Below are 13,519 nucleotides of genomic sequence, written 5' to 3'. Positions count from 1 at the left end.
CGCCACCACTAAGTTTCTGATTCGTGAGGATTTTTCACTGATTATTTTATCTAAACCTAATTTTTTAATCGTCTCTAAAATAGCCATTACATGACCATGAGGAAGACTTCTAATCACTTCAAAATGATTGGGAATGCCTTCATTCATGGACAGTGTTGCTCCTTTAAGAGCCAGTTTTAGATTGTCGATAATATCATCGGGTAATTTTGAGAGATTGGCAAGGGTTCTTTTTTTGACTTGCTCTCCTTCTCGATAGGACTCACGAAGAAGAACAGCGGGGGGAGAATTACGGTTAGGAACTTTTTCTATATACATGGCTATCATTTTAGCAAATGGAGAGAATTCTTGTCCATTAAGAAATGTTACAAATTACATGGGTACATTAAGAAAAGTTAAGGGGGTGTATCCATTGATGGATAAGGGTTTTCGGCTATTATGGTATATATGTATGGGGGAAGTTCAGGTATATCACGCCCAAAAGCGTGTTAGCCAGATTAGCCCACATCGCACTTTAACCCACAGCTTCAATCAATGTGCATGGTGCGTTCCCCAAAATCGATCGATGGAGTAGTAGGAGCCACATTAGGGAACGCAGCCTACCAGCTGAATTCACTACGTTTACATGATTATGAGTTATCTAACACACGGTCGGGTGCAATCATTTGTTAGACCTCAAATTCGATTACAGTAGCAATGGAAGCTATAATTTCCAGCATTGTAATTTCAGAAACACTTCCTAATTTATGAATAAACCTTTGTAAATCCACCCCCCTTAGTTGAAGAGTATCAATTGCAGAAGCTTTATTCAATCCATTGATACTGTTAGGTTCAATTTTAACGTGCCAGAAATTTGCGGAAAAATATGTTTTCCAGTCTGTAATAGGAGCAATAAGCTTGATAGGAAGCTTTCCTACTGAATCGGAACTGATGACGACAGCAGGACGCACTTTTTTGATTTCTGCACCCACAGTAGGATCGAAGTTGACTAACCAAATTTCTCCACGTTTTGGCAGCTCAGGGTTAATACTCAATGATGTCACCTGCCATTAACTCCTGCCATTCAGAATCTTGTTGATAGTGAGAGAGCATTATATCGGCTTGACTTTTGAGAATATTTCTACGTTCAGTCATTGGTAACTTCAGAAAAGCAAGACGCTGTTTTAAGGATGGAGATATATCTTCGGTGGTGGAAGAATCAGAACTAACTTCTTCAACCAAAATAACCACCTCAACAGTTTGTCCTACAGTCAGATCTGGAGATTCAATTTCAATTCTATTTCCCGGTAGGACTTTTGCTGTCGTGTACAAAGTTGATTTAACCATTTTAAGCCTTCTCTTTAAGTATTGTTGTTAATGTAGCTTATTAAGATCGGCGACCGCACTTTAACCCACAGCTTCAATCAATGTACATGGTGCGTTCCCCAAAATCGAGCGCTGGAGCAGTAGTACTTACATTAGGGAACGCACCCTACGGCAATGACTGACGGGAGCAAGCAATTAATTTCTAATTTTAAGCACTTGCATAGGAGTCAAACGTCTTTGCTCTGTCCTGTCAAAATCTTGATCAAAACTCACAATAGTAGCTTTTTCAAGCTCGGCAGCAACATATTGGTAAGCATCATCAAAATCCAAGCGAAAGAGATCTATTATTTCTACGACTCTCTTCATTTGGTTAGCAGGAACACCGACCAGCACAACACCAGCATCAATCAAAACGTCATCGACAAATTTGATAAAAACGTCTCTTTGATTCAGCCGATTACAGATCACCCCGATAGAATGTAAAGTAAAATCAGTCATACACATATCAGAGGGTGAGAGCGTATCAAGTAGCTCCGCAACAACCTCCGCCTGTCCTTGTCCTAATAAGCGTTCTAGCCAAATATTCGTATCCAGAAGAAACACTAGCCATTTCTCCATTCAACTGCAAGATGCTGTAACTCAATTGATGTGTAATCGGTTTTAAGCATCCCTGCCCAGTCTTGACGGAGTTTACGTTTTATAGGTTGATTAGATTTACTTAAAAGTGACTCTACAAACGTTTGTACTTCAACCTTTAACTGGGGCGGTAATTGTCTCACCAGTTCTTCTAGTGATTTTGCAGATGTACTCATGTATTTTACCAAGTCAACTGTTTGTAGTAGTTGATAACTGCTCTTACCACCACTCTAGCATAATGCCCACAGTTTCAATCAATGTGGATGGTGCGTTCCCCAAAATCGATCGCTGGAGCAGTAGGAGCCACCTTAGGGAACGCACCCTACAAGATTGCGTACTGCTACGCAGTGCTTTCGGCATCGCACTACAGCTTATTGGTTCAGCATAACGGATAAGTTCAGAGGCGCGCTTTAGCGCGTCCGCTGGAACGAATTGTTAGAACCCCGTTTGGCGATGTAATGTCAGCATCTTTAGGCTGAATGTTTTCTTCCGCAGCCTCTTCAAACAGTGTGAAGTCGGCAATGCTGAATAATGGCAATGAAGCTTTTTTGGATTTCTCATTGACAAAATCACCCATACGATCCGAGCCATTAGCCATCCTATGCAATATTGTTGTAATAGCCTCCTGGCTACGATCAACACCAATCCATTTTCGCCCAAGCTCTGATGCCACCACTAATGTGGTTCCAGACCCTGCATAGCAATCTAGGACAAGATCACCAGGATTTGATGATGCTTCAATAATTCTAGAAAGAAGTGCAGGATTCTTTTCCGTTGGATAGCCAGTTATATGAATGTTTTGATTATGCGCGTCACGAAAGTCCATCCAAATGTCTTGCACTGGAATTCCAGCGCTATTTTCAAGATAGATTTTTCGGCGCGGGTTTCCCGTTGGCGACCAATAAATCTCTCCACGGGCATCCATCTCATCTAGGGTTGACGGTTTATATTGCCAATGCTTTCCGGGTGGCGGCAGCTTGCCTTTCCACTCCCCACCTGTTTCCCCGTTACGGACACCGGGAGCATGGACGGGTACTTTTTTGTATCTGCGCCCATCGGGATCAAGGCATGGATACTCCTTTACTGATTTAACTTCATCCCATGGTTCAATTGGTCGGTTCCATACATAGTTATCGCTCTTTGTGTAGAAAAGAATGTAGTCGGCTACATTTCCGTATGTCTTTCTCGTGTAGTTCTTAGGATTGCACTTCTTGCGCGTTATGCAATTTCGGAAATTTTTCTCTCCGAAAATTTCATCTAAGACGACGCGAAAATGAAAAATCATTCTTTCATCAAGGTGAAGGTATAGCGAACCATCATCGGCCAACAAACGGTGAATTAAAATTAGGCGTTCGCGTAACGTTTCAACAAAATCAGGTCCAACAAGATGATCGTCATAAGCATGGTTTTGTTTTCTTGACTCAAAGGATGATGCAGTTGCAAATGGAGGATCGATGTAAACAAGTTTCACTTTTCCGCTTACGGCTTCATCCCTCGCTAAAGCCGCAAGTACAGCCAAGTTGTCCGCGTGGTAAAGCCTATTATCGCCGCCTGAATATGCCGAATTTGGCAAGTAGTGTCCTGCGGGAAGCGCAAGAATATCTTCTTGTGCCTTTTTTCCGGGGTACTCTAGGCGAAAACCATTACTGTCCACAGGCGACACCCTTTCTCCTCTTGTACGATTTCCCATGCCTGGAATTGGAACCGCCATACTTAAGACCTCAACCATTCAGATGTGATGCGATCTGGAACCATGCGCAGCGTGACAACCTTTACTCGGTCTGGCCATTGATCTTCGATGTAGGCGTAATCATTCCACATAGAACCAAGTAAGAGGCCTGGGCCGTCATTTACATAGACCACTTTGATATGCGGCAATCCATGACTGTCTGCATAGTCAAGAATCTCTTGGGCAACTTCACGATATTGACCTGTGCGATCGTCCTCCTGTGCACCGCCGCGATCTGAGTCGTAGCGAGCCAAACCAATAGCAAGCACTTTCTTGCCTTCATAGATAACGAAATCTACTGGACGATCTGGCTTCGGGTAATCATTAAAAACATTTCCTAGCAGTACATCTTTACCCGCTCTTTCCGGGCCCGTAACAACCAACCCGATATGCTGGCTGCGCAGAACATCGAATAACCTTTCAGTTAAGTCATACCCTTTTTTACCGCGATCCTTGTATTCCCAAAGCACTGCGCATAACGCTTCGTCGGGCATGGGGCGACTGTCAAATTTTTGTTGGACTTCGACAATATTCCTGAAAGCATCACCAAACTGAGCGCATATTTTATCTGCGTCTGTTTTTCTTTTTAACATTTCCACTGGTGTTTGTGGGCTAACGTACTTCTTAAATACACGGCAAAGCTGCGTACGCATCCACTGATTCCTCGTGTCCATAATAGAGGTGAAAAAGTTAGTGGAAGAATGCGATGTCTTTAGCAATAGCCCAAACTCGACTAGAACTGGCTCATATAATCGGCAAGCGTCAGGGAGAATATCTGGGTAATACTCACCTGTGGCGAGTGTGATCCATGCCTCAGCTTCGGATTTGTAGTCGGAAAATTTTCGTTCTTTTTTCATTGAGCTTGCAGACCCACTATTTAAGAGGTTCTAACTACATATTATCCGGAAACTTTCCGTATAACACTCTCTGGGGTAACGATATGGGTCAACTTTTGGCATATCAACCCATCTAGGCGCAATCGCCAGAAGTCTTCCCTATATTACGCCCAAAAGCGTGTTAGCCAGATTAGCCTATTGCCAAAAACCTTATTTAACTAAATTCCTGACATTTTAGGCTGATTCTAGCGACGATTATTCGATCTGACCGCACCTCTTGACAAAAATTTATCATTATTCGATTCGTTTAATTGTCGGGGGCTTCTGTACAGATTTTTTACTGGGAAATCCACACCCAGTAACAAACTTTTTGCCGCAAATCCTAATTCAACCTTTTGCTCCTGTACTTTTAGCAGCATAGGAGCAAGGTTGAAAATAAAAATTAATAACTGTCCTCATCGATGATAACTTCCACGGGAATCACTTCTTCTAACACTTTTTCCTGCATTTCTTGGCGACGAATTGGTATTTTGGTTTTTTCCAATTCCGGTAAAGCGACTAATTCCCGTTGTTTTTCCCGGACAGTATTGGGTAACAACATCGGTAAAGGTTCGGGAGTTTCTAACCAGTAGCTGGCTACCGGTAGGGTATGTTCTAAATCTTCCAATAAACGGGGAATAATCATCACCGCGTGCAGTTCACCGATTTTCTCCGCTTCCCGCATTCCCGCATCAATGGCTACGGCCACATTAGCGACGGAACCCCGGATAATGGCCGTACACAAACCATCCCCAATCGTTTCGTAGGAAGCTAACTGCACATCGGCCGATTTTAACATGGCATCCGCTGCCCCCACCATAGCAGGAAAACCGCGGGTTTCCAAGAGACCGATCGACATATTGCTCAGTTTGCTGAAACCCCGTTGACTTTGGGCAATTTCGGCTAAACGGCTACCAATGGGGAAAATTACCTCTAAATTGGGCATCGGTCGGGGAATAACCGATTTAGATACCAATTGTCCGAACTGTGCGGCGGTTTTTGCCCCTTCTTCCACTGCTAAACGCACATCGGCAATATTACCACGCACGATCGCCGTACAGTGACCACCGCCAATTTTTTCGTAACCCACGAGGGTAACTTCTGCCGATTTTAGCATCATATCCGCCGTCCCGACGATCGCCGGAAAGCTGAGGGTAGAGACTAAACCCAAGGCGCTATCTTTGGGGTGACGCTTGGTTTTCATCGTCCTTTGACCGGGGTTAGTTGTGGACGAGGGGGGAATGCTTCCATTAACTCTTAATCTAGACATTGAAGATAAACTTGCCCTAACAGGTACGAAGGGGGTGATTGTCAGCTATCCTGTTACTATCTAGTCTATCCTGTTAACCTTAATTGCTATTGAAGATTTTTTAGGGATTAGATAAATTTTAGTTATTGTAGCTTGATCAAGTTGTCTATGACAGAACAGCCTCGCAGTACAGATGATCGAATCAGCGAAACGGAAGCGACCGAATTAATGCGCTCGCTGCTTCATAAGGAAGGAAATTGGGTGAATTGGGGGCAAAAATGTCAAAAACTGCAAAAAGCTGGCTACGATTCCCAGTTAATTTTTGAACAAACCGGGTTTCAAAATGCCCAACAAAATTTAATTATTGTCGCTGCCCAAGTTTTTGAGAGTTTAATCAAAGCGGGAGCAGCTGAAGATTTATTAAGTTACTACATCGGGCCGCGCAGTGATGTGCTATACGAATTGCGGATTCTCAACCAAGAACAAAGACTGGGGGCAGCGAAATTAGCGGCAGAAAAAAGGATTGAGGTGGCTGAAGCACACGATATCGCCAAAGCTATCCAAGATTTTTCCCGTTTATCCCAGATTCCCAGTGAATTTACCCGTCATCCTGGAGATGCGATCGCTTATCAGTGTTGGAAACGGGGCAAACAAAAGCGAGATTTAGCCGAAAGAGCGAAATTAATCGCTAAAGGGTTGAAATTTGCCCATTCTGACTCGGCCAGACAGGCGATCGAGTCTTTACTACAAGATTTTACCGTTACTCCCTCCCGTAGCGCTCCCCTGCTGCCCGTCCATCGTTTACAGGATGAGGACGAATTAGCCAGAATTATCCCTTTAGTAGGAAGATTTCCGGTGACGGTAACTGATATAAAATGCACAGAAAGTTTGAGCGTCGAGGAACCTTTTCGACTGGTAACGGTGGGGGATAAACAAACGATTGTGCCTCTCCCCGGTTGGCAAGCAATTCTAAAGGCGATCGATCCTGTAGCGATTTTATGGCCTAGTGATCAATTACCTCGATCGATTGCCACCAGGTCCGAGGAAGTGTTATTAGTGATCGATCGAGTTTTGGCCGAATGGGACGTGAACAATTATTATCTAGTAGAGAGAGATAATTCCGTCTCTTTACAATGGTTTGATAGTCCCCCCGATGTCACCATCCTAGGTCAATTGGTCTTGATTTTAAGAGCCAAAAATATCCTCGATGAAAAAAACATCACCGAACCCTGGCAAATGGACGACTAAATCAGTGATCAGTGATCAGTAACCAGTGATCAGTGGTTAGTGGGAATTATGAATTATGAATTATGAATTAGGGGAGTGAGTATAAAAAATCTGATAACTGACAACTGATAACTGATAACTGATAACTGATAACTGATATATGCGTGCAGTAATTTGTGGATATTATGGGAGAGGAAACGGAGGAGATGAGGCATTATTAGTGTCTCTATTGCAGATGTTGCCGTCAGAAATTAAACCTATTGTTTTGTCAAATAATCCCAGAGAAACCAGTCAACGTTATGGAGTGGAAACCTGTCCTAGTAGGGATTGGTGGCGAGTTTTTCAAACTCTTAAAAAAGCCGATATATTTATCTGGGGTGGCGGCAGTTTAATGCAGGATGTCACCAGTGTTACCAGTCCAATTTATTACGGTGGTTTAATGGCTCTTGCTCAATTATTGGGCTTAAAAACTATTGCTTGGGCCCAGGGAATTGGACCATTAAATAGACCTTTTACCCGTTGGTTAACCAAAAAAGTCTTAAAACAATGTAGTTTAGTTAGTGTGCGCGATGATATATCGGCTCATTTAGTCGCCAATTGGGGTATTCATCCCATTGTTGCCCCCGATCCAGTATGGGCTTTAGACGCTCAATCAGTCAAGGGATTATCGGATTTACCTGCCCCAAGAATCGCCGTAAATTTACGTCCCCATCCCCTATTAACCGCGGCAAAATTAGATAAATTAACCCAAGCTTTAATTGATTTACAAATCAGTACGGGGGCGTTTATTCTCCTAGTCCCTTTTCAAAAGTCGCGGGATTTGCCCCTCTGTGAAGCTGTAGCACGTCAATTAAGGGAAAATTATAAAATCATTAGTTTAGAGGATCCAAGACAGTTAAAAGGCTTATTTCGCGGGGTAGAAATGGTGATCGGAATGCGCTTTCATAGTTTAATTATGGCCGCGGCAGAAGATTGTCGTTGTTTTGCCCTTAGTTATGATCCGAAAGTGTCGCGATTAATTGCCGAAGTACCGATGCCAGGTTGGGAATTAGATCAGTTACCAGAGGCAGTTAATGATATTAGTACCACTTGGATTGATTTTTATGCCAATGGAGAGGGATTAACTAGCGATCGCAAACATTTTTTAATCGATCGAGCTTTAATTCATCGAGAAATTTTATCTAGATTGGTGAGCTAATTTTTATGTCGAGTGCGATTACCGATGCCAGGGCTATTTCATTCTAAAAAGTCTCAAAATATGCTTAAGTCCTTGACATTGTGGCATAGGTTTTGATCAAGGGGAAAGGAGGGACTCGGCACATCCCCATCCCGCTTCGGTCTCGTGTGGGGACTTCCCGTGCCATATTTTCGTTAAGGGCAGTAAAGGGATCGTTAAATCAATCAGAAATTGTTATAGCCCATTTCCTCCAGAGCCTAGCATAGAGGGGAAACCTCCTTTATCCCTAGGTAATTGCATGAATGGACTACAACAACAGATTATCAGTCTTGAGCAGAAAGTCGAGCGTCTACAGGATATTGTCGAAAGCCTCAGCCAGCAAATTGCTATCCTAGCTGGGGATAAATCGAGTCATTCCCTGGGAGAATCCCTGGAAATGGTCGGTTTTTCCGAGTTATCCGATAATAGCCTCTACGATCATAAAGATATTCTCCGGGATCACGGTGGCAAACAAGCGCCAGCTGTCAATGGCGATAATTCTTTTGCCGATGAAATCCAAATTCGCCGATTAACGGCACAATTGACAGCGGCCTACAATCGCATTGCTGCTCTCGAAGAACAATTACTTACCTATCGCATCCATTCCTAGTTAATTTCTGCCCAGAGGATTGGGTAAACTGGGCAAGGTGGGATTAGTCGGCAAATTGGGCAAAGGATTGCTATTTTCCAGGGTGGGATTGTTAGCCTCCCCCGATAGCGTCGCTAAAGCCACACGATCACCGCCTACCTGTCGCAGTAGGTCTAAAACCCCAACCACTTCGTTATAACTGGCATTTCTGGAGGCATTCAGTACCATCAGTCCATTGGGACTATATTGATGATAATTCTTGATCGCCTCGAACAACTGGGCGCGAGTCACCATTTGTTTTTCGACGTAGAGTTGTCCGAAATCATCGAGACTAACCACCAACATTTCCCGCATCGGGGTGGTGGCGGTACTAGCTTTCGGTAAATCGAGGCTGATAGCCTGTTGGCGAGATAATCCCACTGCACCAAGAATAAAGAAAGTGAGAATACAGAAAATTACATCGATCAAGGGGATGATATTAACCTGCACATCCTCTTGAATGCGCTGTTGATCATGCCATAATTTGAGCGGACGAGCCGTAATATGGCTACTTTTTGGCTTTTTGTGGTTAAGAGATTTAGTTTCGGCCATGCTTGATAAGGGGGGAGACTTAGCGATCGAGAGGTTTTTCTAGGTTAGCACTGAGGGCGTATTGTTGGTCTTCTTGGTGTAACCAGCGTTGGCGGTAGATAATTTCTAAATCACTGCCGGCCTTGCGAAAAATTCGGGCTTGATTGAACCAGAGTCCCTGAAAAACACGATAGAAAGCGAGGCTAAAAATAGCGACAATTAAGCCGGTAGCGGTGGAAATTAAAGCTTCACTAATACCTAAAGTTACTCCGGCTGTGGAGGAAGTTCCCAGGTCACTTAATTGAATATTGGCCAAAGAGGTAATTAAACCGAGTACCGTCCCTAATAATCCTAACAGGGGAGAAAGGGCAATGACTGCCTCAAGGATTTTATCGCCCCGTTTCATTAGGGATAATTGTTCATCGGCAGCCGATTCGAGGGCAAAGTGAAAAACCTCTGGATCTGGATTTTCTAAGCGCAGGGGAGCATAAAGATAGCTACCAATGGGGTGATTGCGGGAATCTCCGGCGACTTTTGCCGCCAAATCCCAGTTACGGATGGCCGATTCCATAATGCGATTTAAAATCTGGCCCTCACTGAGGAGAGTACGACTCCAAAACCAAATTCGTTCGATAATAGTGCTAAGAGCTAAAATAGACAGAAAAAGCAGCGGCCACATGGCCACTCCGCCTTTTTGGATTAAATCAGGTATACTCACGAGTTGTTTTGTTCCTCCAATACCGGGCGATTCGGGCTTGATTATTTAGTTTAAGATTTAAGTCGATCGATTGACATTTATACTTTTTATACCATTTTTCAAAAATCGTGCCATACTTAAGGCGTTTCTCCTAAAGATGAAGTATAACCTGATAGGGCATCCTCTACTGTCTCGGAGTCTCGACTAGGAAATTAATTCTGCACGACTACTTAAATAGGGAGGCACAATTATTTGTAGGATGGGTTAGCGGTAGCGTAACCCATGCGGGGGTTGGGTTTCATGCTTCAACCGTTCGGCAAAAGCTCACGGCCGAAGCCCAACCTAAGTTCATCTTATATTTAATTCCACCCACCTACTTATAGCAGTTATCAGTTTTTTAGTCGTCAGTCGTCGGCTGTTTTTGATCACGGGCCAAAAACCCCACCTTCTGCTGCAAACTAACGTCGTCTCAACAAATTTTTCATCTCTCCCCAGATAGAAAGTTGACCACCTAGACTAGAGGGATGAGTGAAAATTCCCTGACGGGGACTGAATAAAAAGGCCAACATAAATAGGGTAAAAGCGACAAGCACGATCGCTGGTCCAGAGGGTAAATTCCAGTAATAACTGAAATACATCCCACTGATACTAGAAATAATACCCACACCCACACCTAAAGCCATGACTTGATGGAGACGGGTAACTAAAAGATAAGCAGTGGCCGCGGGGGTAATCAAAAGGGACAAAACGAGGATTACTCCCACCGCTTGGAGACTAGCAACGATTGTCAGACCGATCAGGAGCATTAAGCCTAAATCTAATAAATTTACTGGTAAACCCGCCGCTTGCGCCCCGATTTTGTCGAAAGTGTAGAATAATAGTTCTTTATACAGGAGCAAAACGGTTAATAAAACGATAACGGCAATAATTAGGGTATCGCGAATGTCGGCAGCAGTAACACCGAGAATATTGCCGAAGAGAAAGTGATTAAGGTCAATTTTGTTGTTTTTTTGGATGAGAGTGATCAGGGTGATGCCAAGGGCAAAAAAAGCCGAGAAAACGATACCCATGGCCGCATCTTCTTTGATTGGGGAACGATTACGGATTAAGTTAATCAGTAGGGTACTGACCATTGAGGCTAGTAAAGCACCCAGTAGCAGATTAAAATTACCAATAAAAGCGATCGCTAATCCGGGGAGGACCGAGTGACTGATGGCATCGCCCAAGAGGGCCAAACGTTGTACCATCAGGTAGGTTCCCACCACCGCACAAATGATCCCGACGATGATAGCTTCAATTAGGGATCTCTGCATGAAACTATACTGTAAGGGTTCGATTAATCCTGTTAATAGATTGTTGCCCATGAATCTGCCTTGGGGTTAAATTTTTCTGATTCTCGATCGAGGTTTTGCTCCTAGGGTCTATCTTCTAAATCGGGGGAGAAGATAGGTTAGGATAATTAGGATTAATTGTAAGTTTTTTCGCTCCTAACTGCCGCCATGGATACCCCCGTTCTTTCCTCAACTTTTTTTCTGACTCTCCTGCTCATGGTGGGATTATTCTTTTTTATTCGCGGTTCCGTCAAGGAGCGTATCGAACAGCGTGTCTATCTTACCAGTACCAGTGACGACCAACTATTAGAACAACTGCGAGATTATTTTGACCGACGTTCCTATCAAGTCAAGGCGATCGAACCCGAACAGAATATTGTCAGATTACAGGGTTTTGTGCCTCCTAGCACCTTTCTAGCGATATTTTTGACAATTTTGGCGGCCTTGGGTTTATTTTGCTTCTCACTGGTGTTATCGGTGTTATTTCCCGATACTAATCCCTATATTTTTGCTCTTGTGGGTTTATCTCCCCTCGCGGGTGTTTTCTATTGGCAAAAAGTCGGCCGTTTAGAAGAAGTGGCTTTTAAAGTAGAAAGCAAATCTCAGCAAACGGAATTAACTGTCAAAGCCCATCGGGACGAGTTAAGACAACTACAAGATAGTTTAACCTTTCTGGAAAGACAATAAGCTTTTTATGCCCTACGAGCGCCTAATTTATCTGGCCGATACCGATGCGGCCGGTGTGGTTTACTTTGCCCATCTTCTCTCGATCTGTCATGAAGCCTACGAGTTTTCTTTAGCACAATTTGGCATCAATATCAAAGATTTTTTCAAAGATTCTCCGGTTGCCCTACCGATTACTCAAGCGGAAATCCAGTTTTTTCGGCCTCTTTTTTGTGGCGATCGCATACAAATTGATTTCACTGCCCGATCCCTGAGCGAAAACGAGTTTCAATTGCAGTATAAAATTTATTTGGCTGAAATCATGGTCGGAAAAGCGAAAACTCGCCATGTGTGCATCGATCCCACCGCTAGAAAAAGAATCCCTTTCCCGGAATCTTTAAAAAATTGGTTAGGATATTTATCAACCCTAGAGGAGACTGGTATTTAAGGGATGATTTGGGCAGATTTAACGATAATTTTAACTAGGGATTGGTGGCACAATGCTTGGCAATTATTTAACCTTAGCACCGGGAGAATTATCTGGAATTCTTTTCTGGCTTTTATCCCCTTTATCCTCAGCTTTTGGCTATTTCGGATCACCGTCGATCGTTCCCTACTCTGGTGGTTAATTCTCTTAGTTTTCCTGCTTTTTTTACCCAATGCTCCCTATATTCTCACCGATAGCATTCATTTAATCGCCTATCTTCAGCAGGATTACGCCAAAAGTTTAATTTTTTTAGTTTTAATCCCCCAGTATAGCTTCTTTATTTTTATTGGCTTTCAGCTATACGTTCTCTCCTTACTTAATTTAAAAAGTTATTGTCAGCAAAGTCAGCTAAATTCAGCAGTTTTACCCCTAGAAATAACTCTCCATTTTTTAAGTGCGATCGGTATTTATCTAGGGCGTTTTCTCCGGCTGAATAGTTGGCATCTAGTCACTCAACCGCAGCAACTATTCTGGAGTTTGCAGAATTTACTGACTAAAAAACCTTTGATATTTATCTCTGTCTGTTTTTTAATTATTTGGCTACTATACGAAATCAATAAAAGGCTTTACAATCGATTTTTTGCTTCCTACGAGAATAACTAGAATTTATACTACAAAAATCTCCCTAAATCGAATTCGGTTGTGGCAGTAATTTCTCGAAAACGTTCTTGACTGATAATTAACAATAATCTTTCAGTATAATCCACCGCACCGCGCAATTCTCGTTCTAATCTTGCTAAACCAGCGTTGGCATATTCCTCGAAAATTGTCACTCGCAAAGCTTCCGAATCTACCCGATGAGGAGAAAGAATTTTCGTGTCTTGGAATTCATTGACTGCCAATAATTTGATTAGGGTATCGTAGCCACGAGAAATAAAAATTTCTAGGTTAATAGGTGAGGGTTCCTTCGCTACATTTTCTATCGTCACCCTCTCTTGATATCTTACC

Annotated in this window: 18 protein-coding genes and 1 pseudogene; 7 read left to right on the top strand and 12 right to left on the bottom strand. The window is 43.1% G+C overall.

Annotation, left to right across the window (positions count from 1 at the left end; genetic code table 11):
* From IQ242_RS05365 to IQ242_RS05345, 5 genes and pseudogenes are all read right to left on the bottom strand, one after another.
* Window positions 1–315: pseudogene (locus tag IQ242_RS05365) on the bottom strand (tail length tape measure protein); the annotation flags it as partial.
* Window positions 316–665: 350 nt separating this feature from the next.
* Window positions 666–1,040, bottom strand: coding sequence for a type II toxin-antitoxin system PemK/MazF family toxin (locus IQ242_RS05360; protein ID WP_193959274.1), 375 nt, complete (start codon window positions 1,038–1,040; stop codon window positions 666–668).
* Window positions 1,021–1,323, bottom strand: coding sequence for a hypothetical protein (locus tag IQ242_RS05355; protein WP_193959273.1), 303 nt, complete (start codon window positions 1,321–1,323; stop codon window positions 1,021–1,023). The genes IQ242_RS05360 and IQ242_RS05355 overlap by 20 nt, the downstream gene beginning before the upstream one ends.
* Window positions 1,324–1,497: 174 nt before the next feature.
* Window positions 1,498–1,905, bottom strand: a complete 408-nt coding sequence (locus IQ242_RS05350) for a PIN domain-containing protein (protein ID WP_370582962.1) — start codon at window positions 1,903–1,905, stop codon at window positions 1,498–1,500.
* On the bottom strand, window positions 1,905–2,114 hold the full coding sequence (locus IQ242_RS05345; RefSeq protein ID WP_008196743.1) for a DUF2281 domain-containing protein: 210 nt from the start codon (window positions 2,112–2,114) through the stop codon (window positions 1,905–1,907). Before IQ242_RS05345 ends, IQ242_RS05350 begins: the two co-directional genes overlap by 1 nt.
* Window positions 2,115–2,176: 62 nt before the next feature.
* Here IQ242_RS05345 and IQ242_RS25845 point away from each other — a divergent pair, with 62 nt between their 5' ends.
* The gene (locus tag IQ242_RS25845; protein WP_228020833.1) at window positions 2,177–2,326 is read left to right on the top strand and encodes a hypothetical protein; all 150 of its coding nucleotides are present in this window, start codon (window positions 2,177–2,179) and stop codon (window positions 2,324–2,326) included.
* Between the two features lie 9 nt (window positions 2,327–2,335).
* Here the strand turns inward: IQ242_RS25845 and IQ242_RS05340 are convergent, their stop codons facing one another.
* The 3 genes from IQ242_RS05340 to IQ242_RS05330 form a co-directional block, all read right to left on the bottom strand.
* Window positions 2,336–3,667: a site-specific DNA-methyltransferase gene (locus IQ242_RS05340; RefSeq protein ID WP_193959271.1), complete on the bottom strand. Its 1,332-nt coding sequence runs from the start codon at window positions 3,665–3,667 to the stop codon at window positions 2,336–2,338.
* Entirely contained in the window at window positions 3,652–4,320 is a 669-nt protein-coding gene (locus tag IQ242_RS05335; RefSeq protein ID WP_228020832.1) for a bstEII, read from the bottom strand. The genes IQ242_RS05340 and IQ242_RS05335 overlap by 16 nt, the downstream gene beginning before the upstream one ends.
* A 625-nt stretch (window positions 4,321–4,945) precedes the next feature.
* Window positions 4,946–5,746, bottom strand: coding sequence for a carbon dioxide-concentrating mechanism protein (locus IQ242_RS05330; protein WP_002787918.1), 801 nt, complete (start codon window positions 5,744–5,746; stop codon window positions 4,946–4,948).
* 213 nt (window positions 5,747–5,959) lie between these two features.
* On the opposite strand from IQ242_RS05330, the gene IQ242_RS05325 reads away from it, so the two are divergent.
* The 3 genes from IQ242_RS05325 (at window position 5,960) to IQ242_RS05315 (ending at window position 8,844) form a co-directional block, all read left to right on the top strand.
* Window positions 5,960–7,039: a RuBisCO accumulation factor 1 gene (locus IQ242_RS05325; RefSeq protein ID WP_193959270.1), complete on the top strand. Its 1,080-nt coding sequence runs from the start codon at window positions 5,960–5,962 to the stop codon at window positions 7,037–7,039.
* 139 nt (window positions 7,040–7,178) lie between these two features.
* Window positions 7,179–8,216, top strand: coding sequence for a polysaccharide pyruvyl transferase CsaB (csaB, locus tag IQ242_RS05320; RefSeq protein ID WP_193959269.1), 1,038 nt, complete (start codon window positions 7,179–7,181; stop codon window positions 8,214–8,216).
* 277 nt (window positions 8,217–8,493) lie between these two features.
* Complete coding sequence (locus IQ242_RS05315) at window positions 8,494–8,844, top strand: hypothetical protein (protein ID WP_052275704.1); 351 nt, start codon at window positions 8,494–8,496, stop codon at window positions 8,842–8,844.
* On the opposite strand, the gene IQ242_RS05310 is transcribed toward IQ242_RS05315, so the two are convergent.
* The 3 genes from IQ242_RS05310 to IQ242_RS05300 all read right to left on the bottom strand — a co-directional run bounded on the left by IQ242_RS05310 (window position 8,845) and on the right by IQ242_RS05300 (window position 11,454).
* A complete protein-coding gene (locus tag IQ242_RS05310) occupies window positions 8,845–9,414 on the bottom strand; it encodes a biopolymer transporter ExbD (RefSeq protein WP_052275703.1) in 570 nt (189 codons plus the stop codon). It lies immediately after the preceding gene.
* A gap of 19 nt (window positions 9,415–9,433) precedes the next feature.
* Window positions 9,434–10,072 (bottom strand): MotA/TolQ/ExbB proton channel family protein, encoded by a 639-nt coding sequence (locus IQ242_RS05305; protein WP_002760669.1) that lies wholly within the window; start codon window positions 10,070–10,072, stop codon window positions 9,434–9,436.
* A gap of 476 nt (window positions 10,073–10,548) precedes the next feature.
* Window positions 10,549–11,454, bottom strand: coding sequence for a metal ABC transporter permease (locus tag IQ242_RS05300; RefSeq protein WP_193959268.1), 906 nt, complete (start codon window positions 11,452–11,454; stop codon window positions 10,549–10,551).
* Between the two features lie 135 nt (window positions 11,455–11,589).
* On the opposite strand from IQ242_RS05300, the gene IQ242_RS05295 reads away from it, so the two are divergent.
* The 3 genes from IQ242_RS05295 to IQ242_RS05285 are packed head-to-tail and all read left to right on the top strand — an operon-like array spanning window position 11,590 to window position 13,174.
* Complete coding sequence (locus IQ242_RS05295; protein ID WP_110579145.1) at window positions 11,590–12,108, top strand: cofactor assembly of complex C subunit B; 519 nt, start codon at window positions 11,590–11,592, stop codon at window positions 12,106–12,108.
* 7 nt (window positions 12,109–12,115) lie between these two features.
* Window positions 12,116–12,532: a thioesterase family protein gene (locus IQ242_RS05290; protein WP_193959267.1), complete on the top strand. Its 417-nt coding sequence runs from the start codon at window positions 12,116–12,118 to the stop codon at window positions 12,530–12,532.
* A 3-nt stretch (window positions 12,533–12,535) separates the two neighbouring features.
* Window positions 12,536–13,174: a DUF1361 domain-containing protein gene (locus tag IQ242_RS05285; RefSeq protein WP_193959266.1), complete on the top strand. Its 639-nt coding sequence runs from the start codon at window positions 12,536–12,538 to the stop codon at window positions 13,172–13,174.
* A gap of 8 nt (window positions 13,175–13,182) precedes the next feature.
* Here the strand turns inward: IQ242_RS05285 and IQ242_RS05280 are convergent.
* Window positions 13,183–13,519, bottom strand: a 337-nt coding sequence (locus tag IQ242_RS05280; RefSeq protein ID WP_193959265.1) for a DNA phosphorothioation-associated protein 4, incomplete at its 5' end; no start/stop codon positions are given.

It is taken from the genome of Microcystis sp. LEGE 08355 (assembly GCF_015207185.1).
GTDB classification, from domain to species: domain Bacteria; phylum Cyanobacteriota; class Cyanobacteriia; order Cyanobacteriales; family Microcystaceae; genus Microcystis; species Microcystis panniformis.
This window is presented reverse-complemented; position numbering and strand designations above follow the sequence as displayed.